Source organism: Mucilaginibacter sp. (genome assembly GCF_028288225.1).
Lineage (GTDB): Bacteria > Bacteroidota > Bacteroidia > Sphingobacteriales > Sphingobacteriaceae > Mucilaginibacter.
The window spans coordinates 1-25281 of sequence record NZ_JAQBOC010000058.1 but is presented as its reverse complement, the minus strand read 5'-3'; the positions used below and the strand labels follow the sequence as shown (position 1 = coordinate 25281).

The following is a 25281-nucleotide window of genomic DNA, read 5'->3' as shown; positions in this document are numbered from 1 at the left end:
TTTGCCTCCTGGCCCCTAAAGGGAGTGGAGTGTTTGTTATTTGCCCCTAACCCCTAAAGGGGGAATGGAGTATTATTATTTTTTATTTTTACTTCTTCTAAATCGAAAATCTGACTTCCGAAATCCCTCCTTACTCCCCCTTCAGGGGGCCGGGGGGCTTACCACTTTAACCTGTTCAGCACATTGATATCTACCGAGTTTGTATTGCGATAGATCATTACAATGATGGCCAAACCAACTGCTACCTCTGCTGCTGCCAGCGCCATAACGAAGAACACGAAAACCTGGCCTGTTGCGTCTCCCCTGTAAACAGAAAAGGCTGTAAGCAGCAGGTTTACCGAATTAAGCATCAGTTCGACCGACATAAATATTACGATAGCATTGCGGCGAATTAGTACACCGATAACCCCTATCGCAAAAATGATAGCACATAATAATATGTAATGGTTAAGTGGTACGCCCTGTATAGTTTTTGTTAGTGTTTCCATCAGGCTGTTTTAGGGTCTTTAGTAGCCAGTAAAACAGCACCAACCATTGCAGATAACAGCAATATGGATGATATTTCAAATGGCAATAAATATTCGTTAAACAATATTTTTCCAAGGTTTTTGACTAAACCGAGGTTAGGGTCATTCAGTATTACCGGGTGCGATGTACCCCAGGCTTTTAAAGCAGCAACAATGGTTATTAAAAAACATGCGCCGCCTACAAAACCTGCAATTTTAACCAGGTTTGATTTGCGCGGTTCCGATTCTTTGTTCAGGTTGATGAGCATCAGCGTATATAAAAACAACACCAGGATTGCCCCCATGTACACTATGAAGTTAACGATGGCCAAAAACTGGGCATTCATTAAAATATAATGGATGGTAAAAGTAGAAAAGGTGAGTATAAGGTATAAAATACTGTGTACAGGATTTTTTGCAGTAATAACCAGTATTGAAAAAAATATTGACAGAAATGCGATGAAGTAAAATGTACTCATGGTTTATATTTCAAAATACCTTTACCCCTGTAAAAGAGCTGGGCAAAGGTATAAAACTTCTTTATTGATTTAAGGGAGCTTCTACTAATTTGTCTTTACCGTAAATAAAATCTTTCCTTAAATAGTCAGACGGTACATGCGGGCCATCCAAATAAATGGCTTCTTTAGGGCACGCTTCTTCACATAAGCCGCAAAAAATACAGCGCAGCATATTTATTTCATATACGGCAGCATATTTTTCCTCGCGATATAAATGCTCCTCGCCTTTCTGGCGCTCGGCTGCTATCATGGTAATAGCTTCGGCCGGGCATGACAGAGCGCAAAGGCCGCATGCGGTACAACGCTCCCGTCCTTCTTCATCGCGCTTAAGTGAGTGCATACCACGGAAATTTTCAGAATATTCGCGCTGCTGCTCAGGGTAGCTGATGGTTACGGGCTTTCTGAAAAAATGTTTCATGGTAATTGCCAATCCCTGCGCAATTGCCGGCAGGTATGCGCGCTCTAAAAAATTAAGCGGCTTTGATTCAATTACCTTACGTTTATTAGTTAACGATTCCATCTTTATCCCTTTATTTAATAAATGTAATCCAAACTCCTGTTACTATTATGTTGGCAATGGCCAATGGTATCAATATCTTCCAGCCCAAGTCCATTAACTGATCGTAACGGAAACGGGGGATCGTCCAGCGTACCCACATAAAAAAGAAAATAAAAAGAAATACCTTAGCAAACATTACCGCAGTGCCAATCAGCGGCCCAATAGTTGGGCCTGTATGTGCAAGTACCCAATCCATACCCGGATAGTTATAACCACCCCAATATAAGGTAGCCATTACTGCTGATGAGATAAACATATTGATATACTCAGCAAACAGGTAAAAGCCTAATTTCATTGATGAATATTCGGTATGATAACCACCAACCAGTTCGGTTTCGCACTCAGGCAGGTCAAAGGGGGTACGGTTTGTTTCGGCAAATGCACAGATGATGAACAATAAAAAGCCAACCGGCTGATAAAGCACATTCCAATGCCAGCCATGTTGCTGTTCGGCAATTTCTTTAAGGCTTAATGTTCCGGTTACCATCAGCAAAGCGATGATAGAAAGGCCCATTGAAATTTCGTAGCTGATATTTTGTGATGCCGCGCGGATTGCGCCTAATAAAGAGTATTTATTGTTTGAAGCCCAGCCACCTATCATCACACCATAAACGCCCAGGGAAACAACACCAAATATATACAGGATGCCCACATTAATATCAGTAACCTGCAGCGGAATAACATACTTGCCAATGATTATCTGCTGCCCCCAGGGAATAACAGCCGAACCTATACAGGCCGTAAGAATAGCCAGCGAAGGGCCTGCTATAAACAGGAATGGACTGGCATTGGTCGGGATGATCTCTTCTTTCAAAAACATTTTGCCACCGTCGGCCAATGGTTGTAAAATACCCCATGGACCGGCACGGTTAGGGCCTATTCTATCCTGAAAAAATGCTGCTATTTTACGTTCAGCATAGGTAGAATACATGGCAATAACCAGGCTGATAGCGAAAATGATCACTATCAATACAAATTTAATTACTATATCTGCTACTCCCATTATAAGCGTGTGTCTCGTTCAAATTGTTCTTTATTCGCTTCCATTAACACCGGGTTAGTTTTAACAACCGGCAATGGTTTAAAATCGTAATGATTAGAGCTGATAACCGATTTATTAGATACTTTGCGCGGTCCTTCAATTACCCAATCAGAAGTTTTCTTTTTATCAAAGCGGCAGGTGTTGCAAATAAATTCTTCAACCTCGCCATATTGATCTTTGCGTGCAGTTACACGTAATACTTCTTCACCTTTGTACCATAGCGTTACTTTACCATTACAACCCGGATGATCGCAATCGCGATGTGCATCAACAGGTTTGGTAAACCAAACGCGGTTTTTAAAGCGGAATGTCTTATCAGTAAGTGCTCCTACAGGGCAAACATCAATTACGTTTCCTGAAAAATCGTTATCAACTGCTGCTTTGATGTAGGTAGATATCTCTGAATGATCGCCCCTGTTTAAAATTCCATGGATGCGATGGTCTGTTATCTGGTCGGCCACAAAAACGCAGCGATAGCACAGGATACAACGTGTCATGTGTAGCTGGATCTTATCACCTATATCAATTTTCTCGAATGTACGGCGGTCAAACTCATAACGAGTTTTAGCAGCACCGTGTTCGTAGCTCAGGTTTTGCAGATCGCACTCGCCTGCCTGATCGCAAATCGGGCAATCAAGCGGGTGGTTCAGCAATAATATTTCAACTATGCCTTTCCGCGCCTCAATTACCTCGGGTGAAGTAATGTTTTGCACTTCCATGCCATCCATTACAGTGGTACGGCATGATGCTACCAGCTTTGGCATAGGGCGGGGATCTTTTTCTGACCCTTTGCTTACTTTAACCAAACAGGTACGGCATTTACCGCCGCTATCCTTTAGCTTGGAGTAATAGCACATAGCAGGCGGAACAATATCGCCCCCTATCTGCCTTGCGGCATTAAGGATGCTTGTTCCCGGTTCTACGTCAATGGCAATGCCATCTATGGTTACTTTAACTGACATTCTATATTAGTCAAAATTATCTTATTCTCTTTCCAATCGTTCTCTTGCAGATTTGCTCTGTACAGTTCGCGGTTGCTTCGTTCCTCGCAATGACATAGCTTTTAGCTATGCTACCGTTTCTTCCTTCTTCGTTAACGGGTCGGCGTAATGTGCTAAACCAAAATTTCTTGTTACCGCTTCGGCGCCGTTGGTTGCATGCCACTCAAACTCATCCCTGAAATGGCGGATAGCACTGGCTACCGGCCACGCAGCTGCGTCACCCAGCGGACAAATAGTATTCCCTTCAATTTTTTTAGACACATCAACCAGCAGGTCCATGTCGCTCATTTTGCCATGGCCATACTCCAAACGGTGCAATACCTTTTCCATCCAGCCTGTACCCTCACGGCAAGGCGAACATTGCCCGCAGCTTTCGTGGTGATAAAAACGGGTAAAGTTCCAGGTATTACGCACAATGCATTGGTCTTCATCATAGGCTATGAACCCACCTGAACCCAACATCGTACCGCTAACAAAACCGCCATCGGCTAATGATTCATAGCTCATCAGGCGGGGCTCGTTATTGATAGTTTTAAGAAACAGGTTCGCCGGAAGGATCGGCACTGATGAACCGCCTGCAACAACTGCTTTTAAACGTTTGCCATTAGCAATCCCCCCGCAATATTCGTCAGAATATAAAAACTCTTCAGCTGATAAGCCCAGATCAATTTCATATACACCGGGTTTCTTTACGTTACCTCCTGCCGAAATTAATTTTGTACCTGTACTGCGGCCAATCCCTATTTTAGCATATTCTTCACCACCTTCATTGATGATTGGCACTACAGCAGCTATTGATTCAACGTTGTTTACTACTGTTGGGCAGCCATATAAACCTGCAATAGCAGGGAATGGCGGTTTAATGCGCGGGTTACCGCGTTTGCCTTCCAATGACTCAAGCAAAGCGGTTTCTTCACCGCAGATATAAGCACCACCACCGGGCTGTACATATAGCTCCAGGTCATACCCTGTGCCTAATATATTCTTACCTAAAAAACCTGCATTTTTTGCTTCCGCAATAGCTTTTTCAAGGACCCTGATCTGCGGCATCATTTCACCGCGAACGTAGATATATGATGTTTTAGCGCCTAAAGCAAAGCTTGCTACTATCATCCCTTCAATTAATAAGTGAGGGATATAAGTCATTAAGTAACGGTCTTTAAAAGTGCCGGGTTCAGATTCATCGGCATTGCAAACCAGGTAACGGGCAACGCCTTCCGGTTTAGCCAAAAAGCTCCACTTCATCCCCGTAGGGAAACCTGCGCCGCCACGGCCGCGTAAGCCTGATTTTTTTACTTCTTCAACTATCTCGTCGGGCGACATTGTTTTCAAAGCCTTTTCAACAGAAGCATAGCCACCTTTTGATCGGTAAACATCCAAAGTATTGATGCCCGGTACATTTATATGTTCTAAAAGTAATTTACGTGCCATTGCTGCTTAATATATCTTTTTGGTCAGCTTGTAATAGTTAATATGTTTTATAATGCAGCTTGCAAAAGCTACAACAACCAGTAAGTTTAAAAATAACGGATTTTTATCAAAGCCGCCGTTGCCATAAGCAATCATTATTACGGTTGCAGCGAACAATGCATCTGTTATAATTAAAGTTGATCTGTTCATTTAATTATTGCCTTTTACCTTTAAATCTGCGATCAGTTTATCAACCGAATCGTTAGTTAAATTTTCGTAAAAAGTATATTCAGGACCAATCTGTAACACCGGGCCATAGCCACAGGCTGCAAGGCATTCAACACCGCGCCAGCTAAACAGGCCATCGGCAGTAACTTCGCCTTCCTTAACACCAAGCTTTTGCTCAATATGATCCATTATTTTTTCGGCGCCAACAATGCCGCATGGGCCCGTACGGCAAACCTCTAATACGTATTTGCCTTGCGGGCGCATAAAGTACATGCTGTAAAATGTAGCTACCTCATATACTTCAATATGCTGGATTTTTAGGTATTCGGCTACCTTATCCATTGCATTTGAACTCAGCCAACCATGCTCGGCCTGCACCAAATGCAAAATAGGCAGCAAAGCTGATTTTTGTTTCCCTGCGGGATAACGGCTCACTATATCATCAAAACTTTTGATCAGCTCCGGTGAAAATTCAACCGGCAGCTGTTGTTCTTCAACTCTAAGCATCTAACTCTCCGGCTATAACGTTTAAACTACTCATGTTAATAATCGCATCAGATAATAACATTCCACGGCTCATTGGCGCGTACATCTGGTAATTGATAAAGCTTGGCCTGCGGAAATGCAGGCGGTACGGCGAGCGGCCGCCATCATTTACCAGGTAAAAACCCAGTTCGCCATTTGCACCCTCAACCGAATGATAGACCTCGGTAGTTGGGGTTGGCACCTCGCCCATCACAATTTTAAAGTGATAGATCAAAGCTTCCATGTTATTATAAACTTCCTCTTTTGGAGGCAGGTAAAAATCAGGTACATCAGCATGGAAAATATCAGTTGGTTCTTTTTCCAGCTTAACCAGGGCTTGCTCAATTATCCGCAAGCTCTGCCACATTTCTTCGTTACGAACCAGGAAACGGTTATAAACATCGCCATTGCTGCCAACAGGTACTTCAAACTCAAAGTCTTCGTATGATGAGTACGGGTTCATCGCCCTAACATCATAATCAACGCCGGCAGCACGCAGTAAAGGGCCGCTCCAGCTATAATTCAATGCGTCTTCGGCAGTAACCGCAGCTACATCCTTAGTACGATCAACAAAAATCCTGTTTCTATTAAACAATGATTCAAATTCCCTTAATGTAACAGGGAAATCCTTTAAAAACTTACGCAGTTTGCTAAAAGCAATAGCGTTAAAATTGCGCTCAAAACCGCCAATACGTCCAATATTTGTTGTTAAACGTGAACCACAAACTTCTTCGTAAATCTCATAAATGAACTCACGGTGTTCCATCATGTAAAGGAAACCTGTAAAAGCGCCGGTATCAACACCCAATACACCGTTGCAGATGATGTGGTCGCTTATCCGTGCCAGTTCCATTACTATTACACGCAGGTAATCAACACGCTTAGGCGTTTCAATACCTAAAAGTTTTTCAACCGTCATGTGCCAGCCCATGTTATTAATGGGTGACGAGCAATAGTTTAACCTGTCGGTAAGCGGGGTAATCTGGTAAAACGGCCTGTGTTCGGCAATTTTTTCAAAGGCACGGTGTATGTAGCCTATTGTTGATATGCCGCTTACAATTCTTTCGCCATCAAGCTGAAGCACATTCTGGAACACACCGTGTGTTGCAGGATGTGTAGGGCCCAAATTCAGGGTCGAGAGTTCGCTTTGCGGATCGTTATCTGTATATACCGGGTGATTCTGCATTTGTTATCTTCCAAAAAAGTAATCTTTCTTATCAACGCGGTTAGGATCTTCCAGTGGAAATTCCCTTCGCATCGGGAAAGCGGTCATATCGTCAACATTTAATATTCTGCGTAAATCGGGATGTCCGTCAAATATCACTCCGAAAAAATCGTAAGTTTCGCGTTCCATCCAGTTGGCGCCGTTCCATAAATTTGTGGCAGTCGGGATATGCACATCACCATCAACCAAAAACACCTTAAGGCGGATACGCACATTATTAACCAAGCTGTGCAAATGATATATAACCCCAATTTGTTTCTCCAGTTCAGGATAGTGGACAGCGGTTATATCTGTTAAAAATATAAATTGAAGAGTTGGGTCGCTTTTTAAAAAAGTTAAAACATCAATTATCTGCTCGCGGCTTGTTTCGAGTGTTAACAGGCCAAAAGGCTCACCAACTACGGTAAGCTGATGAGGAAATTGAGCGGTGATCTTATTTAAAAGCTCTTCGTTTGAAATTTTGCCCATTATTGTATTCCGTATGAAGCTAAGAGTTTTTGATACTGCGGCTCATTTCTGCGGCGCAATGTTTCAGTTTGTACCAGTTTTTGAATTTGTATAAAGCCATCAATAATAGCTTCAGGGCGCGGCGGACAACCAGGCACATACACGTCAACCGGGATCACCTCATCAATTCCCTGCAAAACGGAATAGGTATCAAAAATACCTCCGCTTGATGCACAGGCGCCCACAGCCATTACCCAGCGTGGCTCAGCCATTTGCAGGTAAACCTGCCTTAAAACCGGCCCCATTTTTTTTGAGATAGTGCCCATAACCATCAACAGGTCGGCCTGGCGGGGCGAAAAGCTTAAACGCTCGGCCCCAAATCTAGAAAGATCGTAATGCGAGGCCATTGTTGCCATAAATTCTATACCGCAGCACGATGTTGCAAATGGCAGCGGCCATAATGAATTTGCACGTGCTAAACCTATTACTTTATCAAGCGAGGTAGCAAAAAATCCTGCTCCTTCTACGCCAGCGGGGGCATCAACTAATTGAATATCACTCATGATCTATTTGATACAAAAACCCATCCTTATTGAGTCGAAAGTCTTTAGCAGATAGTCAGTAGTTTCAATTTATCGCTGAAACTTTAAAATTTGACTTAAGAATTAAAGACATTTACAGTTAAACTATAAACATTGCAAATTTACAAATAATTTATAATGTAAGAGATACACTATGCAATAAGGTGAATATATTTAGAATCGTTCTAAACAGCTATTAATCATTGGTCATTACGTCATTGGTCATTATTGCTTTGGTAAACAATGCTGTTGCACTTTTCTGAATTGCCGACCTTTTTACCAACTCAAATACCAGAGATCTTCCGGACTTTACTGACTTTCCGGACTTAAATTAATCCCAGTCTAACGCGCCTTTTTTAATAACATAGAAAAAGCCCAGTAAAAGTGTACCCATAAAGATGAACATCTCTATCATACCGCTTTGGCCCAGTTCTCTGAAATTAACCGCCCAAGGATACATAAAAATAACTTCCACATCAAACAGCACAAAAAGAATGGCCACCAAAAAATACTTAATGGAAATTGGGGTCCGGGCATTACCTATAACTTCAATACCCGATTCAAAAGGAGTAAGCTTATCTTTGGTAACCCGCTTTGGGCCAATTTTATGGGTTACAAACATGGTGGTAACCACAAATCCTAAAGCTACCAGCATTTGGAAAATGATGGGCAAATAACTAACGGGCAAATTTTGTACTTCCATGGTGCAAATATACAAATGGGATTATAATAAAAAAGCCTCCTGATAAATCGGGAGGCTTTCTTTTTTAATATTTTAAGCTTATTTACTTGCTTTTGCCACTACTTTTTTTTTGGAAGAAATATTTTACCTGGGCATTTTCAGGGTCCATCTGTTGCGCCTTCGTGTATAAATCCAAAGCCTTTGCAGAATCCTTTTCTTTATTTTCGGCATAGTTGCCTAAATAGGCATAAGCAACTGCCATGTATCCCTTTGTATTTTGATCAGGTGTACCACCTTTTGCTGTAACCAATTGTACGTATTGCTCAAAAAGCGGCTTGGCTAAACCTTTTATATTATTTCTGTCAACATCTTCAAAATCCTTAACGTTAGCATGGAAATATACAATTTGTGCGTTGGGGGTTGGTAATTTCCGTTCAACATAGGTGAATGCTGAATCGGCTTTGGTAAGCAATGTAGAATCAACTTTTATAGCTTTATTAGTTTGTTGTTTTATAAGCTGATCTTTGTATGCCTGGTAGTAACTAAAGCCTTCAAAAAAATGGTCATTCAATGTAGCTTTACGTGATTTTTCACCATATGTTCTATAAGCTTCAGCAGCCTCAATATACTTTTGTGATTTATATAGCGACTTGGCAATTTCACCATAAATATCAACCTGTGAAGTATCAAGTGTTAAAGCTTTGCGTAAATTTTGGATACCTAATGAATCTTTTTTCTCTTCTAACTGCGTTTTTCCTAAATATAAATAATCATTGGGAATAACACGTTTAGGTCCAGCCTCATTTACCCATTTGGTGAATGCACTTTCAGCAGCAGGGTAATCCTTATTTTCAAAAGCTGCATAGCCCAAATACCGGTAAGCCCTTAAATTACTTTTAGCTGATGCCGAAAGATCATTTGCTATCTTTTGCAAAGTTGTATAATCCTTTGCTCTAAAAACAAAATCTGCGTAACGCATTTGGGACTCTACTGAATAATCAGTAAGGCTAATATATTTTTTATAGCTATCGGCCGCCTGTTTAACTTTTGCATCATATTGAGTTGGATCTTTTGGAGCCCAACGCAGGTATAATTCAGCCAGTTCACGGTAAGCAGGCCCATAGTTTGGGTCAATTGCCAAAGCCGCCTGGAACTGTTTTTCAGAATCCTCAAAGTTTTCTGCATATTTCCATAAAACACCTTCGGCAACGTTTGCAGCAGGTGATTTTGGATCAATTGCCAATGCCGCATTATAATTGTTATAAGCATCGGTGCTCTTTATCTGCGAACGATAAGCATCACCCATGGCAATTAATATTTCAGCATCTTTAGGGTTAACAGCTTTACCTTTATTTAAAACCGCAATAGCTGCATCAGCGTCAGCCGGTGCAATTTTTGACCCATTGGGGCCAATGCTGCTGCCGCTAACTGGTAGTAAATAACTAAGGCCTATGTATAAATAAGGCTTTCCATTTTTGCCAGCCAACGCTATGGCCTGGTTAAAATTTGAGGTTGCAGTAGCATTATCCTTTTCAACATGGGCCACTGCGCCCAAGCCCACCAGGTTTAATGGCGATTTGGCATTTACCGAAAGACCCTTACTAAATATAGCCTTTGCCGAATCGGCATAATCTTGTTTCAAATATACCCAACCCAGGTAAAAATAGTTTTCATCTTTGTCTGCCTGTGTAGTTGTAAGGTTTTTAAGCATCGACTTAGCTTTCTGATACTGTTCTGCATCAATAGCCTTTTTTGCATCGGCTAAACTTTGTGCAAAAACCGACGATCCTAAAAACATCAAACCCAGCCCTGCGCCGGCTATTTTACTGATCATTTTCATTTTGAGTAAATTTTTTTTTAAAGACAATGAAGTTTAAAAAGAACCTGTTATTTTTTTTTAAATAAGGCTCAATAAAATACCCCACCGGATTAATAATTTATTTTAGTTATTTATGCTCTACGTACAATAAAGCACTTTATTAGTTTGTTACAATAAAACAGTTATACAATAATATAATTTTTTGACTAAAAATACATGTACAAGTTTAAACAACTTAGTACACAATTTTATTTCGCAATTTTTGATACTATATTGATTTCCCTGCCGGGGATCGCATCCGGCAATAACCCCGATTTTAAAATTATTCTTTGGCCCCTGTCGCCGGCAATAAATGCAGCAAATTCCATACCTAAACCCATTTTGCCGGTAAAATTTAAAATATATAAATTCCTTGTAAGCGGATATTGCTTTAGCGCTATGGTTTGCTGGGACGGCGAAAAATATTGTCCGGTTGTAACTTTACTAATATCATCCTTTACCGATACTATTTTTACTTTATTAACCGCATCCGCATAATCTCTCTCAGGATCATTTAGCCAGCTAAACCCGGTTATGCCTATTGCATTGGGGTGCTCGCTAACATATTTTATAACTTCCTTATTTGATTTCAGCGAATAAATATTTTTCTGGTTGAAATCCTTATTCCCCGAAAGTTCTTTTAAATACCTTACCAAACCAGAGTTTGGGTTATCAAAAACGATATCCTTATCAGTTTTAGTATTACCGTTAAGCATTTTTTTTATTTCGCTAATGGTAATTGTAGTATCGTTTGAAGCCTGGTTTACAATTAAAGTAACAGCATCAATAGCAAAACGGTTAACTATAGGCTTTAGATTTTTGCTTGCCAGCACTTTATTTTCTTCCGCATTCATCTCGCGTGCAATAATCAGCACACGTGCACTGTCAGAAAACAAAAGATTTACGGCTGTATTTTCAGGAGCGCATATCACTTTAGGATGACCATCTTTATACAACGCCCCAAAAACATAGAGTTCCTGATCAACAATTGGCTTAAATGATTCATCAACGATAAAAATTTTTGAACGGTCAACACCTCCTACCGTCTTTACCTTTTGTTTACAGCTTCCAAAAAGTGTAAGCAAAACCGCACTGATAGCTATTAGATTTAAACTATATTTCATCAGGTTTCTTTTTTAATAAGCGCGAAAACCGTAAAATGCCATAAGCTATTAAAATCAGTCCGAAAACTAACCGCTGGTTTTTGGAGATATTTGGCAACATTTGGTCCCAAAAAATCACCATCAGACCCAATGCTGTTACACACACAAAACCTGCAACTCCTAAAATGAGCAAAAACCGCCTTGCGGGCGATTTTTGCTTGTTGTTATTAAATAACATTGAATCCGTTTATTCTGAAAGTGCGAAAGAGATAGGAACACTGTATGCAACACGAACCGGACGTCCGTTTTGAATACCTGGCGACCATTTTGGTGAAGCTTTAATTACACGTACAGCTTCCTCATCGCAACCATCACCAATACCACGCGTTACGTGAATATCAGTTAATGAACCATCGCGCTCGCAAACAAAGCTAACTATAACTTTACCTTGTGTACCATTTTCCCTGGCAACTGCCGGATAGTGGATATTTTTACCAAGGTATCTTATAAAGGCGTCCATACCACCAGGAAACACCGGAACCTGTTCAACTGAAGAGAATATCTTATTAGGATCTTCTTCAGTAACCTTCTGGTCAGAAGTACCTACCGGCTCATCAATAACCACATCGGCGTTTTTGTCGCCTTTAAGGTTTTTTTGTCCCGGATCGGCAACTTTCAATTCCTCAATAGTTGGTGGTTTCTCTTTCACCTCAATATCCGGCTTCACAATTGGAGGCGGGAATTTAACCTGGTCAACCTTTGGTTTAGGCGGCTCAGGCGGAGGTGGCGGAGGTGGTTTCTTTAAATCGGGTGGCGGTGGTGAAAGCACCACATTGGTGATTTTTATTTTTTCTTTCCCCTTAGGTATAAACCCGGAGATCATGTCGATGATCGTATTTGCAGATATAGCCACAACAAATATTATGATGCCTATAATAAGGGCTTTGCTGGTATTACGCCCATTATCCTTCCTTAGTTCATAGGCCCCATATGCTTTGTTACGATCTGTAAAAACGACATCGATCCATTTTTGATCTAATATGTCTAATTTTGATCCAAACATCTTTTTGGCTTTAATATAAATTAACGTTTAAGTAACTAAAATATTACTGCAATAAACCTTGTGCTTTTAATGCTTCAAGCTCCAGCGGCATAATTTTCACAATAGCGTATGACTTAACATTGGTTATGCTCATTTCATCAAGCACATTAACCAGGTTTTCATAACTTGATTTATCGCTTGGCTTTATCAAAACTATCATAAAATTGTCGGGTGCGGCATGTGAAGCAGCTACACTGTTACCATTTTCAATCAAAGTTTTGCGTAACTGGGTAGGGCCATAGCCCTCAAGCGTCGGAGCTGATTTCCCAGCCTCGCCCATATACCACATTAATTTATTGTGACCGCCTAATAAAATAGTCATTGTGCGCGATGCTGCAACAGGTAACTGGTTTTTTATTTCCGAGTTATCCGGCATAGCCAAATTCATAGCTTTGGGTTTATTTAGCGTGGTGGTGAACATAAAGAAAGTGATCAGCAAGAAAGCCAGATCCACCATCGCGGTCAGATCGACACGCGTAGAGGACTTTTTGCTCCTTACCTTCCCGCCTTTATGCTTACCCCCGCCGGAGGTATCTAATTCTGCCATTTTTTTATTTTTTAGGTGCCGCTCTTAGCGACGTAATTAAATCAAACTTAAAAAGTTTCTGATGTCCCAGTATACTGATAACCGTATTAATGGCCGGGTACTGCTCTTTCCTGTCACCTTTTATCGCAATGTGATAGTCCTTGCTATGCAAAGCTCTATCAGCCTTTCGTGCAGTGATGATCCAGTCAGACAACTCATTAGTAATAGTTGTATCTGCAGGGATCCCCCTTTGTTCGAAGCTTTTCAATTGCGCGCTTGGCGTGCTCAAAAACTGTTTTAACTGGCTCATCGGAACGCCAAATACTTCTGTATTTGAAAATCTATTTAATTCTGCAGGTGTAAAATCAACTTTGTATTTCTCGCCCATTGTTTTTAAAGTCTCAGTACGGACATCGTCGCCGCTGAAAGAAAGGAAGATCTTATTTTGCTGACCAATTGATATCGTCATTACGTTATCATCCGGTATAGTTACTTCTTTTGATGAAGCAGGCACTTCGGCCTTTGAAGGGTCTTCAACCTTTGGTTTTGCCGTTAATATGAAAAAGGTAAGCAACAGGAAGGCCACATCACACATGGCCGTCATATCTATTGCTGTGCTTTTCCTGGCAACTTTTACTCTTGGCATAATTTTTTGTTTTTAATGTAAAGTGTATAAATTGATTATACTATCCCCGGTCAATCTCTCCGACCGGGGCAAAAACTAAGCAACAGCGTGTTGGTTATTTATTTTTGTGTGATGCTGCAAACGTTTGTACAATACTGAAACCAGTTTCGTCAATCGCGTAAGTAAGATTATCAATTTTTGAAGTAAATACGTTATACATTATAATTGAAATTGCTGACGTACTGATACCTAATGCAGTGTTAACCAATGCTTCAGAAATTGATGCAGAAAGCGCTGTTTGGTTAGTTGCACCAGCAGCAGCTAACTCACCGAAGGCCTTGATCATACCAAATACGGTACCTAACAGACCTGATAATGTACCGATAGATACCAGGGTAGCAATAATGGTTAAATTTTGCTCCAACATAGGCATTTCCAAAGCGGTTGCTTCTTCAATGTCTTTTTGGATAGCCAATGTTTTTTGATCAACAGTTAAATTATCATCAACTTCCATTTCGCGGTATTTTTTCAAACCGGATCTAATTACGTTTGCAACAGAACCTTTTTGTTTGTCGCACTCGGCTTCTGCAGCAGTAATATTACCTGCATTAAGGGCGCTTTGTACTTTGTGTACAAATGCATCCACATTGCCGGTACCTGATGCTTTACCAATAACAACAAAACGCTCTATAGAGAAAACGATCACCATTAACAGGTATGACATAATTACCGGTACTAAGTTACCCCCTCTGTAAATACGGCCAAAAAAGTCGACCGGTGTACCTACTGCTACATCGCCGTCAGCAAAGTGGCTTGGTTGGCCCAGTATAAAAATGAAGATTAGAATTGCAACTACGATACAGATCGGGATAGTTAAAGTTGCAAACATGCCTGATGAGCTTGAGCTTTCTTTTTTTACAGGACTAGTTGGTTTTGTTGGTGCGTTTGCCATTACTTTTTAGTTTTTAGTTTTAGTTTTTAGTTTATGAATATAAGTTTGTTAAATGCAATATATAAAGTGAATAACAAAAATAGAATTTAAATGAAATAAAAAAATATTTTATGGTATTCTTTACAAAATTTTAATCTACCCATTATCTATTATACACAATTGGTGCTATACATAACGGTGAAAATTAAAAATTGTGTTTTGTACAAATAATATTTTGCAATAAAACCCATTTTTTTTAATAATAGCAAACAATAATTTATAAAATTTATGTTACTAAGGCCGATATGGTGACATTTGGGGCCGCATTAATAATTTCGTGTTTGCAAAATGGCGCATATTGCTCAAAGTTTTTAATGAACGCTGCCGCAAGGTCATTCGCCCTTTCATCATAGGCGTCGGCATTGGCCCAAGTGTTTCTCGGATCAAGCAAATTATCCGGCACATTGGGGCAGGTTTGCGGCATTTGCAGGTTAAATATAGGTTGCCTGGTATATTTTACATTATCAAGATCGCCGTTTAATGCAGCCGAGATCATGGCCCGGGTGTATTTAAGTCTCATTCGTTTCCCGGTTCCATAAGGCCCGCCTGTCCAGCCTGTGTTTATCAACCACACTTTAACGTTGTGCTTTTTTATTTTATTGCCCAGCAATTCAGCATAAGCTACCGGGTTTAGCGGCAAAAATGCCTCACCAAAGCATGCTGAAAAAGTGGCATTCGGCTCTGTTATGCCTGCTTCGGTGCCTGCAACCTTAGCCGTATAGCCCGAAATAAAATGGTACATTGCCTGTTCAGCGCTTAGTTTTGATACCGGCGGTAATATGCCAAAGGCATCTGCTGTTAAAAAGAATATATTTTTAGGCGAATCTCCTATTGATGGGATCACTGCATTATTAATATTATATAAAGGATATGCAACCCGGGTATTTTCTGTTTTATCAATGTTTGAAAAATTAACCGTGCGGGTGCCTTTTATAAAATTAATATTTTCAAGCAGCGCGCCAAACTTAATGGCATTAAAGATCTGGGGCTCCTTTTCGGCGGTAAGATCAATGCACTTGGCATAGCAGCCGCCTTCAAAGTTAAATATGGTATAATCGCTCCACCCATGCTCATCATCACCTATAAGACTGCGTTCAGGGTCGGCAGAAAGGGTGGTTTTACCCGTACCCGATAAACCGAAGAAAATTGCTGTATCGCCTTTTACCCCCGTATTAGCCGCGCAATGCATAGAAAGTACCTTTTTTTCATGTGGAAGTATAAAATTTAAAACCGAAAAGATCCCTTTCTTGATCTCGCCGGTATACCCCGTACCGCCTACAAGTATAATTTTTTTTGTAAAGTTGATAATAGAAAAATTATGCTGCCGGGTTCCGTCAACTTCCGGATCAGCCTTAAAACCGGGCGCCGCTATTATTGTCCATTCCGGTATTAAACTTCCGTCAATAACCTCCGGGCGCAGAAATAAATGGTGAACAAATAGGTTTTGATAAGCGGTTTCGGTAATAACGCGGATATCAATATGGTACTTTTCGTTGGCACATGCGCTGCTGTCGCGTACAAATATGTCACGCCCGGCCAGGTAGTCAGTAACTTTTTCAAACAAGGCATCAAATTTACCGGCATCAAATTTAATGTTCACCTTACCCCACCAAACGCTATCGCGGGTTATGTCATCCTCCACAATAAAACGGTCTTTAGGCGACCGGCCCGTAAACTCACCGGTATCAATTGCCAATGCGCCTGTATCGGCCAAAACGCCCTCATCTCTCTTTAAAGCTGCATCAACAAGTTCGGCAGCATTTAATTGGTAAAAAACAGTCCTCGCCCGATCAAGCTGCAAATAGCTCAGATCAGGTACAGTAGTAGTACTCCTTCTCATTAAATAGTTATAATTGGTTGCTGCAAAATTAGTGGTTTTCCTACCTAAGAAACAAGAGAATTATCTTATTTTTTTACATAATGTAAACTTTACACACTATGTAAACAACTTATTTACAACTATTTAATATATCTTTACATTTATTTTAAATACACTAAGTACATCAAGAATCAGAGGTAAGAAACTCGATATTTTGAGGTTTAAATGAAGAGTGAAGATGAAATATTATAAATAAGGGGGATTACACAGGACGTCCCCGCTATAGCCGGGCCAGGCTATGCGCGCTAAATAGCCGTTGCTTGCTACAACTCTTTAAACAGCAGCTACAACTGCAAACTGCCTGCTCAACATTGCCAACAGCACCTATCCGCCTGCCTTTTTAACTTTATAGCCATCAGCAACTAATATGGTTAATACCTTATCCCTAAAATCGCCCTGTATTAATATTTCGCCATCCTTTACCGAGCCGCCAACACCGCATTTTGATTTTAGCTTTTTACCTATAATTTCAAGGTCGGCACCGGGGCCTACATATCCATTAATACGGGTAACCAATTTGCTGCCACCTTTACGGTCCAGATAAATTTTAATATTTTGCTGTTGTGGTGGCAGCGCCTGGGTGGCAGCGCTCCCGCTTTGCTGGTATTGAAAATCAGGGTCGGTAGAGTATACTACACCTGTAAAGTTCTTTTTAGCCATGTTATTAAGTCTTGAGTCTGTAGTTTTAAGTCCTGAGTCAGGCTCTGCAAATTTATAATTTTCCAAATAATGCCTTAAGACTAATGGCTCAAGACTTAAGACTTCATAAATGTGCTTCCCACAATAACCTTTAATGAATGCGGCACCAGCACAATTTCGGCTTCGGTGCCGGCAATTTGTGGTTCGCCATCAAGATGTAAAGGCCCGGGATTGGCCCGTTTAACAAATATATGCTTTCCCCTTATTATTTCAACGTATTTTGTTTGATCAGCTGTTTTGGCCATCATGCGGATCCCCAGCTCAAAAAATCGCCATAAAGGGAATTTTTTTATCACACAAACATCCAGCAAACCATCCTGTACCGAGGCATGGGGAGAGATATGTGCATTGTTACCATACTGTGAGGAGTTGGCAAAGCTCAGCATAAAAGCTTCGCGGTCATAAATCTTGCCGTCAATCTCCAGGTGATACATTTGCGGCTTATAATTTATAACTTCTTTAATAGATGATTTAATATAAGTAATAAACCCCCGCTTTTGTGTGTGCGAAAATACTTCGCTTATATGGGCATCAAAGCCCATCCCGGCCATATTGAAAAACGGCTGTCCATTTAACCTTGCCGAATCGATAGTTATAGTACTGCCTGTACCAAGCGTCTCAATGGCTTTTTGAGCATCCATGGGGATATTAAGGAACCGCGACAAGCCATTACCCGATCCGAAAGGAACTATCCCTAAGGTGGTGTTGCTCCCCACAATTGCCGATGCCACTTCATTTACCGTTCCATCACCGCCAACTGCCACAATAAGGTCAAATTTGCCCACCGCTTCTTTAGCAATCTGCCTGGCGTGCGATACACCATCACTAAAAACAATTACCGGTTTAAATAAATTAGTATCCAGGTGTTTCTCGATGAGTTCCGGAACGCCATCCTTTTGCTTCCCGCCAGATATTGGGTTTATAATAAATAACGCTTTCCTTTCCAACTAAATATGATTTCTGCGGGCAAAAGTAAATCTATTTTCGGCTTTGTAAAAATTGTTTTAATTTAGCAACCTGAAAGTGGACTGATTTAATTGCCCCATCCCGAATAGAATCGGGACGCAACGGATTGCAACCACGTAAAAAAGTGCTAAAACCATGCTTCTTTACTCAATCCTTTAAATCTTTATTGGCTTTTAAGAACAAAAATATCGCAGAAACGCTAACATTGTGAATCTGCAAGGAGAAATTTTAATTATCATATAAAAATTTATGTCGTATTTATTCACATCAGAATCCGTATCAGAAGGACATCCGGATAAAGTTGCCGACCAGATCTCGGATGCTTTGATAGATCATTTTTTAGCTTTCGACCCTGACTCAAAAGTTGCCTGCGAAACACTGGTAACAACAGGCCAGGTTTTTTTAGCCGGCGAAGTAAAGTCAAAAGCATACCTTGATGTTCAGAAAATAGCCCGCGAGGTAATTAACAAAATTGGTTATACCAAAGTCGAATATATGTTTGATGGCAGCTCGTGCAGTGTACTTTCGGCCATTCATGAACAATCACCCGATATTAACCAGGGTGTTGACCGTACCGCGAAAGAAGAGCAAGGTGCAGGCGACCAGGGGATGATGTTTGGTTATGCAACTATCGAAACTGATAATTATATGCCGCTGGCCCTTGATATTGCACATGCCTTATTAATAGAGCTGGCAGCTATCCGCCGCGAGAATTCTGATATAAAATATTTACGTCCTGATGCGAAATCGCAGGTAACGCTGGAGTATGATGACAACAACCAGCCGGTACGCATTGATGCCATTGTAATTTCAACCCAGCATGATGATTTTGACGAAGAAAAAATCATGCTGACAAAAATCAGCAGCGATATCATCAGCATCCTAATTCCAAGGGTAAAAGCAAAATACCCTAAATATGCTCACTTTTTTGGTGATGGCATTAAATACCACATTAACCCTACAGGCAAATTTGTTATCGGTGGCCCGCATGGTGATACCGGTTTAACCGGACGTAAAATTATTGTTGATACTTACGGTGGTAAAGGTGCACACGGTGGCGGCGCATTTTCAGGCAAAGATCCTTCAAAGGTTGACCGTTCTGCTGCTTATGCTACCCGCCACATTGCTAAAAACCTTGTTGCCGCCGGCGTTGCCGATGAGGTTTTAGTACAAGTATCATATGCTATAGGCGTTGCCCAGCCAATGGGAATCTACATAAATACTTATGGAACAGGCAAAGTTGGCCTGCACGACGGCGAAATTGCTAAAAAAGTGGAAGCCATATTTAACATGACCCCATACGCTATTGAAACTCGCTTTAAACTGCGTAACCCAATATACAGCGAAACTGCTGCTTACGGCCACTTTGGCCGCCCTAATGAAGTGATAACCAAATCATTCATTGGTCATGATGGCAAAGAGATAAAACGCGAAGTTGAACTGTTTACCTGGGAAAAGCTGGATTATGTTGATAAGGTGAAACAAACATTTGGCTTGTAATAAATTTGAAAAGTGCCGGTTTGAAGATTTGAAAATTTCATCTTCAAACCGGCACTTTTTATTTTGATAAAGCGCCAATTCAAAAATCACAAATTAATCATCAAATTAGTATTTAAGGATGATAAAGCCTGTTTTATATTTGCTTTGCCCTTCAATTCGCACTAGTTTACCTACTCACTCCAGCCTGATCAACCACCCGGCTCTTCAATTCATAATACTTCTTTTATCGAATGGCATTGCCGCGTACCTAAGGATTACATCAGCGCCTGTTTTTGTTTTTAGTTGTATCAAAACGGCAGCAAGTTTAGCAGCATCCGTTGAAATAAGTTGTAGGAATTAAAGACGGTAAAAAAAAGCTTTGGCAATGCCCAAATTCCTTTTACAACGCTATACAATTACAACTCTTACAACCATTATAACGTTTGCAACCTTTTACAACCTAATCACAACAAAAAGTCCTATTTTCAGTTTTTGAAACTGTAAACACATCAAATGACTAATCCAATAAAAAGGTTTCGCTATAACCCACGCAGGAGATCCGGATATGTAGGCGAGCAGCCGGGTGCAATAAATATACCCGAAGATGCTGTAAAACCTTTGATCAACATTTATTCCTACAACGCAAAAGAGCTGGTGAGCGATCAAGGGAAAAGTATCAAAGTTGTGCTTGATCAATTCAAAAAATGCCAGGATCATACGCATTGGATCCAGGTTAGGGGGCTTGGAGATGCGGTATTGATTGAAGAAATAGGATCAATCTTAACTATCAATCCCCTGGTGCTTGAAGACATTACCAATATTCACCAGCGGCCTAAGTTTGATGAGTATGACGACTATGTATTTGCAGTAAGCCGCATGATTACTTTCAGCAAAGATTATGAGCTTAATAACCACCAGTTTTCGGCCCTGGTAAAGGATAACATCATCATAACTTTTGAAGAAACACACGAAGAAAATTTCGAAGGCGTAAAAAACCGCCTGAAAGTAGGAAAGGGTGCCATACGTACTGCGGGACCGGGCTACATGTGCTATGCGCTTACTGACACCATACTTGATTGTTACTTCTCCCTGCTGGCACAGCTTGGCGATCAGTTAGATACTGTTGAAGACCGTTTATATGGCAACGCTGATAAAACCATTATGTATGAAACCCAGCAACTTAAAAGAACCTTGATTGTTTTGCGGCGTTCCTGCTGGCCCGAGCGCGACAAGATAAATGATATGCTGCGTACCGAAAGCCCCCTGATAAACAAGGAAGTAAAGCTATTTTTAAAGGATGCCTATGACCATTGCATCCAGATAATGGACCTGATTGAGAGCTACAAAGAAATAACCTCCAGTATAATGGATATTTATTTATCAATGGTTAGCAACAGGATGAACGAGATTATGAAGGTGTTAACCATTATATCTGTTATTTTTATTCCTTTAACATTTGTTGCAGGTGTTTACGGCATGAACTTCGCAAGGGTTGATCCGGTAACCAATAAAATGCTGCCTGATAATATGCCCGAGCTTTATACTCCGCATGGCTATGTATATGCGCTTGGTGGCATGATCCTCATAGGCATTATCCAGGTGATCATTTTCTGGAAAAAGGGCTGGTTTAGTAAGTTGTAATCGATTTGAAGATGTGCTGATTTGAAAATTTGAAAATTAAAACAACACATCTTCAAATCAACACATCTTCAAATTATCAAATCAACTCTTCTTCTGCCCCAACGAAAACCAATTCCCCGAATCATCTTTAAACAGCGCTTCAAAGCCATAAAACTCCTGTGTTGGTTTTTTGGTAAATTCAATACCTTTTGCTTTCAGTTCTTCGTAGGTTACCAATAGGTTATCACACTCAAACACACCAAAGCCAAAGGTTCCCCTGGTCACCAGGCTGCGCATTTGCTGTGCCGTTTCTTTGGTGAACATCATCCCCTCATCAATAGACATTAAGGAGATCTCCAGGTCAGGCTGCTGTGGCGGACAAACAGTCAGCCACCTCATTCCCGGCCCCATAGGTGCATCTGTATGTACATTAAAACCTAGTTTATTAACATAGAAATCAAAAGCGCTGTCCTGGTTCAGAACAAATACGCTAACGTGGTTCATTTTTGTGATCATTTTAAAGCTTGTTTTCTTACCTCAAAAATGAGCACTTATTTATCCCCTCACTTCTCCAAAATTGCGATTGTGTGGCGACGGCAGAAACAAGAGGTCGGTTTTAATGCCTAATCTCTGATTAACTAATCTCTAATTAACTGCAACCCACCCTTTCTTTTCTGCAAAACAGTTTGGAATAAACTTTAAAGGGTCTTTGGCCACTTCGGCCAGTCTTCGATGCTGCAGCAGCTGGTAAGCGGCAGGCGTTTGCCCAACTACCCGCTTAAACAGCCCCGTAAATGAGCTTACACTTTCAAAGCCAACGGCATAGCAGACATTGGCTGCGCTCATATCAGTAGCTAAAAGCTGCTTTGCCTTTTCAATCCGCACAAATGACAAATACTGATACGGTGTTTTACTATAAATAGAATGGAAAAGCCGGATAAAATGAAATTTGGAAAAGAAAGCCTCATCCGCAATGTTATCAAGGTCTATCTTATCGGCAAAATTATTGTCGATGAATAGCTTGGCGTAAACTATGCGGCGATAGAGGTATACTTTGGGGTAGAGGAGGCTTGTCACAATTAAATCTAAGTTTTTATATTTCCTTTAGTTTTTGCTTTAATATATTTAAATTATTGCTATAATCTATCATTTTAGGTGATGCTTCTATCAATTGCTCATATAAATATAGCGACTGAAAATAATGTTTTTTGGCTATCGTTAATTTATTCTTTTTTATATAAATATCTCCCAATTTCTTATTAGAAATTGCGAAACCATACTTGAAATCAATATTGCTTGAATACGTATCATAAAGTTCTTTTGTTAATTTATTAAATTTTATAAAAAACTTCAAAGCCTTGTCGGCGTCATTTAATGTTATGTGTACCTCACCTAAAAATTGATAGGAGATTGCCAGCCCTTTTATGAAACTTATATTTTCGGGATCTTCTTTATAAAGTTGTTTTTTTATCTCAATATATTTTTTATAAAAAAGAAATGCTTTTTCAAGATTGCCTAAGGAAACATGTATGTTTCCTAAAAATTGATAGGAAATCGATAAATTATCTTTAAAACGTGAATCAAGAGGATATTGACCAGAAAGTTGTTTTTCAATTTTGTTATATTCCTGGTAAGAGTTCAATGCCTTTTCTAAATCGCCTAAATCATTATACGCTTTACCTAAATTTTGATAAGAAAGTGCAAGACCATCTTTAAAACCTGCATTTTCAGGATAGTTCTCGTAAAGTTGTTTTGATAATTCGAAATCATTTTTACAAAAATCCAATGCTTTTTCGAAAAGCCCCAGTTGAGAATAGACTTTACCTAATCCTGAATAAGGATCTGCTAAATCATCCTTACCCTTTAAAACTTCGCTTGTTATCATATGGTGTTCATCTTCACGGCATATAAAATTTCCAGGCGCGCTGTTACCGTCTGTATAAAGATATTCAGTTATTTCATTATTTGGATAATTGTTCCCAAACTTTAAATATTCATCGTCAAATAATAAACTAAGGTTTTTTTTAAATTCCTTTGTTAACTTGTGATGATCATCGTACAGATTTATAAAATGCCTTGTGTCATTTAATTTTTTCTGAAATGCTTTAAAGCTGTTTTTGTCTTTATTACTGACGGGTTTTAGTGGCGCGGCAGTTTTTTCAAATACAAATATCCTGGGGTGCTTTCCGGTATATCTAAATTGAGCCCAGGCCATATCAAACCCAATATTGGTACATGTCCCTACTTTGGTCCAGTACATCACAACAAAAATATCACAGGTTTTTAGCTCTTTATTATAATCATCCTGCTTTTGGGTTAATGAAACAGTATCACCGGATTCCTCCCGGATAACGAGATCTAAAAAAATATTCTTCTTATTAAGAAGCTTATTTTGCCGGTTTACAAACAGTTCAAATTCCTTCCTGTCCTCTGCCAGTTCAGAAGATGATGCCAAAAATATGCTGTAGATTTTTTTGTGCATGGTTCAGTCATTGCAATTTACAAATAATACACAAACAATTTATTAAAACCATTCAAAACCTAAATCGCATCAAAAAATCAATCCTCAAATCAAGCTATCATGGTTCAAACAAAATAATCATCCAATTTCTCAATCCGCACGTCTGCATATTTGCAAATCCGCACATTAAAACATCCCCCAATGTTAACCCCAAATCATTATTTCATCCAATTACTTGCATGTGTTTTAAAAATTCATTAAATAACCGTACCTTTGCGCAAAATTTAGAGGCGCATTTCAATGCAAAAAATAAGAAATATAGCGATCATCGCTCACGTTGACCACGGCAAGACTACCCTGGTGGATAAAATATTACATGCTTGTTCTATCTTCCGGGACAACGAATCAACCGGTGAACTGATACTGGATAACAATGACCTGGAGCGCGAACGCGGCATCACCATCGTTTCAAAAAACGTTTCGGTAATGTATAAAGATGTTAAGATCAACATTATTGATACCCCTGGTCACGCCGACTTTGGCGGCGAGGTTGAGCGCGTATTAAAAATGGCCGATGGCGTTTTATTACTTTGCGATGATTTTGAAGGCGCTATGCCTCAAACCCGCTTTGTAACGCAATAGGCTTTGGCCCTGGGCCTAAAACCTATTGTTGTTGTAAACAAGGTTGATAAAGAAAATTGCCGCCCTGAAGAAGTTTACGAACAAATTTTTGAATTGTTCTTCAACCTTGAGGCTACCGAAGATCAGCTGGATTTCCCGGTTATCTATGGTTCATCAAAACAAGGCTGGATGAGCACCGATTGGAAACAACCTACTGATAATATTTTCCCGTTGATGGATGCTATTTTGGCAAACATCCCTCCTGCCCCAATTGCCGAAGGTACTTTACAAATGCAGATCACCTCATTGGATTATTCTTCATTTGTGGGCCGTATCGCTATCGGCCGTGTGGCACGCGGTACTATTAAAGAAAACATGCCGGTATCATTGGTAAAACGTGATGGTACTATCCAAAAATCAAGAATAAAAGAATTATACACGTTTGAAGGCCTTGGTAAAGTAAAAACTACCCAGGTAAGCTCGGGTGATATTTGTGCCGTTGTTGGTATTGAAGGCTTTGACATTGGCGATACTATTGCCGATTTTGAAAAACCGGAACAACTGGAGGTTATCCATATTGATGAGCCTACCATGAACATGCTGTTCACCATTAACACTTCACCGTTT

At 40.2% G+C, this 25281-nt stretch carries 27 protein-coding genes and 1 pseudogene; 3 read left to right on the top strand and 25 right to left on the bottom strand.

Annotated features, from left to right (window positions below; translation table 11 throughout):
• Positions 1–158: 158 nt before the first annotated feature.
• From nuoK to JWQ54_RS17765, 22 genes are all read right to left on the bottom strand, one after another.
• A complete protein-coding gene (gene nuoK, locus JWQ54_RS17870) occupies positions 159–488 on the bottom strand; it encodes an NADH-quinone oxidoreductase subunit NuoK (protein WP_299587494.1) in 330 nt (109 codons plus the stop codon).
• A complete protein-coding gene (locus JWQ54_RS17865) occupies positions 488–985 on the bottom strand; it encodes an NADH-quinone oxidoreductase subunit J (protein WP_299587492.1) in 498 nt (165 codons plus the stop codon). The genes nuoK and JWQ54_RS17865 overlap by 1 nt, the downstream gene beginning before the upstream one ends.
• Before the next feature lie 61 nt (positions 986–1046).
• Positions 1047–1544 carry an NADH-quinone oxidoreductase subunit I gene (locus JWQ54_RS17860; RefSeq protein WP_299587490.1) on the bottom strand — a complete coding sequence of 166 codons (498 nt, stop codon included), beginning with the start codon at positions 1542–1544 and terminating at the stop codon, positions 1047–1049.
• Positions 1545–1554: 10 nt separating this feature from the next.
• Complete coding sequence (gene nuoH, locus JWQ54_RS17855; protein WP_299587489.1) at positions 1555–2586, bottom strand: NADH-quinone oxidoreductase subunit NuoH; 1032 nt, start codon at positions 2584–2586, stop codon at positions 1555–1557.
• Positions 2586–3587, bottom strand: a complete 1002-nt coding sequence (locus tag JWQ54_RS17850; protein ID WP_299587487.1) for a 2Fe-2S iron-sulfur cluster-binding protein — start codon at positions 3585–3587, stop codon at positions 2586–2588. The genes nuoH and JWQ54_RS17850 overlap by 1 nt, the downstream gene beginning before the upstream one ends.
• 105 nt (positions 3588–3692) lie before the next feature.
• On the bottom strand, positions 3693–5057 hold the full coding sequence (gene nuoF / locus JWQ54_RS17845) for an NADH-quinone oxidoreductase subunit NuoF (protein WP_299587484.1): 1365 nt from the start codon (positions 5055–5057) through the stop codon (positions 3693–3695).
• A gap of 6 nt (positions 5058–5063) precedes the next feature.
• A complete protein-coding gene (locus JWQ54_RS17840; protein WP_299587482.1) occupies positions 5064–5246 on the bottom strand; it encodes a hypothetical protein in 183 nt (60 codons plus the stop codon).
• Positions 5247–5771: an NAD(P)H-dependent oxidoreductase subunit E gene (nuoE, locus tag JWQ54_RS17835; RefSeq protein ID WP_299587479.1), complete on the bottom strand. Its 525-nt coding sequence runs from the start codon at positions 5769–5771 to the stop codon at positions 5247–5249.
• Positions 5764–6975: an NADH-quinone oxidoreductase subunit D gene (locus JWQ54_RS17830; protein ID WP_299587477.1), complete on the bottom strand. Its 1212-nt coding sequence runs from the start codon at positions 6973–6975 to the stop codon at positions 5764–5766. The genes nuoE and JWQ54_RS17830 overlap by 8 nt, the downstream gene beginning before the upstream one ends.
• Positions 6976–6978: 3 nt before the next feature.
• Positions 6979–7482 (bottom strand): NADH-quinone oxidoreductase subunit C, encoded by a 504-nt coding sequence (locus JWQ54_RS17825; RefSeq protein WP_299587474.1) that lies wholly within the window; start codon positions 7480–7482, stop codon positions 6979–6981.
• Positions 7482–8024 carry an NADH-quinone oxidoreductase subunit B gene (locus JWQ54_RS17820; RefSeq protein WP_299587472.1) on the bottom strand — a complete coding sequence of 181 codons (543 nt, stop codon included), beginning with the start codon at positions 8022–8024 and terminating at the stop codon, positions 7482–7484. Before JWQ54_RS17820 ends, JWQ54_RS17825 begins: the two co-directional genes overlap by 1 nt.
• Before the next feature lie 349 nt (positions 8025–8373).
• Positions 8374–8745 (bottom strand): NADH-quinone oxidoreductase subunit A, encoded by a 372-nt coding sequence (locus JWQ54_RS17815; protein WP_299587470.1) that lies wholly within the window; start codon positions 8743–8745, stop codon positions 8374–8376.
• Positions 8746–8827: 82 nt separating this feature from the next.
• Positions 8828–10558, bottom strand: a complete 1731-nt coding sequence (locus tag JWQ54_RS17810; RefSeq protein WP_299587467.1) for a tetratricopeptide repeat protein — start codon at positions 10556–10558, stop codon at positions 8828–8830.
• A 233-nt stretch (positions 10559–10791) separates the two neighbouring features.
• Positions 10792–11706: a PstS family phosphate ABC transporter substrate-binding protein gene (locus JWQ54_RS17805; protein ID WP_299587464.1), complete on the bottom strand. Its 915-nt coding sequence runs from the start codon at positions 11704–11706 to the stop codon at positions 10792–10794.
• Positions 11696–11923 (bottom strand): hypothetical protein, encoded by a 228-nt coding sequence (locus tag JWQ54_RS17800; protein ID WP_299587461.1) that lies wholly within the window; start codon positions 11921–11923, stop codon positions 11696–11698. The genes JWQ54_RS17805 and JWQ54_RS17800 overlap by 11 nt, the downstream gene beginning before the upstream one ends.
• 9 nt (positions 11924–11932) lie before the next feature.
• On the bottom strand, positions 11933–12748 hold the full coding sequence (locus tag JWQ54_RS17795) for an energy transducer TonB (protein WP_299587459.1): 816 nt from the start codon (positions 12746–12748) through the stop codon (positions 11933–11935).
• A gap of 43 nt (positions 12749–12791) precedes the next feature.
• A complete protein-coding gene (locus JWQ54_RS17790; RefSeq protein ID WP_299587456.1) occupies positions 12792–13334 on the bottom strand; it encodes a biopolymer transporter ExbD in 543 nt (180 codons plus the stop codon).
• A gap of 4 nt (positions 13335–13338) precedes the next feature.
• Positions 13339–13959, bottom strand: a complete 621-nt coding sequence (locus JWQ54_RS17785) for a biopolymer transporter ExbD (protein WP_299587453.1) — start codon at positions 13957–13959, stop codon at positions 13339–13341.
• A gap of 94 nt (positions 13960–14053) precedes the next feature.
• Entirely contained in the window at positions 14054–14890 is an 837-nt protein-coding gene (locus JWQ54_RS17780) for a MotA/TolQ/ExbB proton channel family protein (RefSeq protein WP_299587451.1), read from the bottom strand.
• Positions 14891–15155: 265 nt separating this feature from the next.
• Positions 15156–16769 carry a phosphoenolpyruvate carboxykinase (ATP) gene (gene pckA / locus JWQ54_RS17775; protein ID WP_299587449.1) on the bottom strand — a complete coding sequence of 538 codons (1614 nt, stop codon included), beginning with the start codon at positions 16767–16769 and terminating at the stop codon, positions 15156–15158.
• Between the two features lie 363 nt (positions 16770–17132).
• Positions 17133–17468 (bottom strand): translation initiation factor, encoded by a 336-nt coding sequence (locus JWQ54_RS17770; protein ID WP_299587446.1) that lies wholly within the window; start codon positions 17466–17468, stop codon positions 17133–17135.
• Between the two features lie 95 nt (positions 17469–17563).
• On the bottom strand, positions 17564–18454 hold the full coding sequence (locus tag JWQ54_RS17765) for a diacylglycerol kinase family protein (protein WP_299587442.1): 891 nt from the start codon (positions 18452–18454) through the stop codon (positions 17564–17566).
• 268 nt (positions 18455–18722) lie between these two features.
• Here JWQ54_RS17765 and metK point away from each other — a divergent pair, with 268 nt between their 5' ends.
• Together metK and corA are read left to right on the top strand one after the other, a co-directional pair.
• The gene (metK, locus tag JWQ54_RS17760; protein ID WP_299587440.1) at positions 18723–19973 is read left to right on the top strand and encodes a methionine adenosyltransferase; all 1251 of its coding nucleotides are present in this window, start codon (positions 18723–18725) and stop codon (positions 19971–19973) included.
• Positions 19974–20465: 492 nt separating this feature from the next.
• Positions 20466–21593, top strand: a complete 1128-nt coding sequence (corA, locus tag JWQ54_RS17755) for a magnesium/cobalt transporter CorA (RefSeq protein WP_299587439.1) — start codon at positions 20466–20468, stop codon at positions 21591–21593.
• Positions 21594–21674: 81 nt separating this feature from the next.
• On the opposite strand, the gene JWQ54_RS17750 is transcribed toward corA, so the two are convergent.
• From JWQ54_RS17750 to JWQ54_RS17740, 3 genes are all read right to left on the bottom strand, one after another.
• Positions 21675–22088: a VOC family protein gene (locus tag JWQ54_RS17750; protein WP_299587436.1), complete on the bottom strand. Its 414-nt coding sequence runs from the start codon at positions 22086–22088 to the stop codon at positions 21675–21677.
• Positions 22089–22217: 129 nt separating this feature from the next.
• Positions 22218–22649, bottom strand: coding sequence for an AraC family transcriptional regulator (locus JWQ54_RS17745; protein ID WP_299587433.1), 432 nt, complete (start codon positions 22647–22649; stop codon positions 22218–22220).
• Positions 22650–22665: 16 nt separating this feature from the next.
• Positions 22666–23787 (bottom strand): tetratricopeptide repeat protein, encoded by a 1122-nt coding sequence (locus JWQ54_RS17740; RefSeq protein ID WP_299587431.1) that lies wholly within the window; start codon positions 23785–23787, stop codon positions 22666–22668.
• A gap of 546 nt (positions 23788–24333) precedes the next feature.
• Here JWQ54_RS17740 and JWQ54_RS17735 point away from each other — a divergent pair.
• A pseudogene (locus tag JWQ54_RS17735) lies at positions 24334–25281 on the top strand (GTP-binding protein); the annotation flags it as partial.

What these genes read in the sequence shown, in the direction of transcription:
- nuoK (WP_299587494.1), bottom strand. Translation starts at nt 488, where the DNA reads ATGGAAACACTAACAAAAACTATACAGGGCGTACCACTTAACCATTAC.
- JWQ54_RS17865 (WP_299587492.1), bottom strand. Translation starts at nt 985, where the DNA reads ATGAGTACATTTTACTTCATCGCATTTCTGTCAATATTTTTTTCAATA.
- JWQ54_RS17860 (WP_299587490.1), bottom strand. Translation starts at nt 1,544, where the DNA reads ATGGAATCGTTAACTAATAAACGTAAGGTAATTGAATCAAAGCCGCTT.
- nuoH (WP_299587489.1), bottom strand. Translation starts at nt 2,586, where the DNA reads ATGGGAGTAGCAGATATAGTAATTAAATTTGTATTGATAGTGATCATT.
- JWQ54_RS17850 (WP_299587487.1), bottom strand. Translation starts at nt 3,587, where the DNA reads ATGTCAGTTAAAGTAACCATAGATGGCATTGCCATTGACGTAGAACCG.
- nuoF (WP_299587484.1), bottom strand. Translation starts at nt 5,057, where the DNA reads ATGGCACGTAAATTACTTTTAGAACATATAAATGTACCGGGCATCAAT.
- JWQ54_RS17840 (WP_299587482.1), bottom strand. Translation starts at nt 5,246, where the DNA reads ATGAACAGATCAACTTTAATTATAACAGATGCATTGTTCGCTGCAACC.
- nuoE (WP_299587479.1), bottom strand. Translation starts at nt 5,771, where the DNA reads ATGCTTAGAGTTGAAGAACAACAGCTGCCGGTTGAATTTTCACCGGAG.
- JWQ54_RS17830 (WP_299587477.1), bottom strand. Translation starts at nt 6,975, where the DNA reads ATGCAGAATCACCCGGTATATACAGATAACGATCCGCAAAGCGAACTC.
- JWQ54_RS17825 (WP_299587474.1), bottom strand. Translation starts at nt 7,482, where the DNA reads ATGGGCAAAATTTCAAACGAAGAGCTTTTAAATAAGATCACCGCTCAA.
- JWQ54_RS17820 (WP_299587472.1), bottom strand. Translation starts at nt 8,024, where the DNA reads ATGAGTGATATTCAATTAGTTGATGCCCCCGCTGGCGTAGAAGGAGCA.
- JWQ54_RS17815 (WP_299587470.1), bottom strand. Translation starts at nt 8,745, where the DNA reads ATGGAAGTACAAAATTTGCCCGTTAGTTATTTGCCCATCATTTTCCAA.
- JWQ54_RS17810 (WP_299587467.1), bottom strand. Translation starts at nt 10,558, where the DNA reads ATGATCAGTAAAATAGCCGGCGCAGGGCTGGGTTTGATGTTTTTAGGA.
- JWQ54_RS17805 (WP_299587464.1), bottom strand. Translation starts at nt 11,706, where the DNA reads ATGAAATATAGTTTAAATCTAATAGCTATCAGTGCGGTTTTGCTTACA.
- JWQ54_RS17800 (WP_299587461.1), bottom strand. Translation starts at nt 11,923, where the DNA reads ATGTTATTTAATAACAACAAGCAAAAATCGCCCGCAAGGCGGTTTTTG.
- JWQ54_RS17795 (WP_299587459.1), bottom strand. Translation starts at nt 12,748, where the DNA reads ATGTTTGGATCAAAATTAGACATATTAGATCAAAAATGGATCGATGTC.
- JWQ54_RS17790 (WP_299587456.1), bottom strand. Translation starts at nt 13,334, where the DNA reads ATGGCAGAATTAGATACCTCCGGCGGGGGTAAGCATAAAGGCGGGAAG.
- JWQ54_RS17785 (WP_299587453.1), bottom strand. Translation starts at nt 13,959, where the DNA reads ATGCCAAGAGTAAAAGTTGCCAGGAAAAGCACAGCAATAGATATGACG.
- JWQ54_RS17780 (WP_299587451.1), bottom strand. Translation starts at nt 14,890, where the DNA reads ATGGCAAACGCACCAACAAAACCAACTAGTCCTGTAAAAAAAGAAAGC.
- pckA (WP_299587449.1), bottom strand. Translation starts at nt 16,769, where the DNA reads ATGAGAAGGAGTACTACTACTGTACCTGATCTGAGCTATTTGCAGCTT.
- JWQ54_RS17770 (WP_299587446.1), bottom strand. Translation starts at nt 17,468, where the DNA reads ATGGCTAAAAAGAACTTTACAGGTGTAGTATACTCTACCGACCCTGAT.
- metK (WP_299587440.1), top strand. Translation starts at nt 18,723, where the DNA reads ATGTCGTATTTATTCACATCAGAATCCGTATCAGAAGGACATCCGGAT.
- corA (WP_299587439.1), top strand. Translation starts at nt 20,466, where the DNA reads ATGACTAATCCAATAAAAAGGTTTCGCTATAACCCACGCAGGAGATCC.
- JWQ54_RS17750 (WP_299587436.1), bottom strand. Translation starts at nt 22,088, where the DNA reads ATGATCACAAAAATGAACCACGTTAGCGTATTTGTTCTGAACCAGGAC.
- JWQ54_RS17740 (WP_299587431.1), bottom strand. Translation starts at nt 23,787, where the DNA reads ATGGCCTGGGCTCAATTTAGATATACCGGAAAGCACCCCAGGATATTT.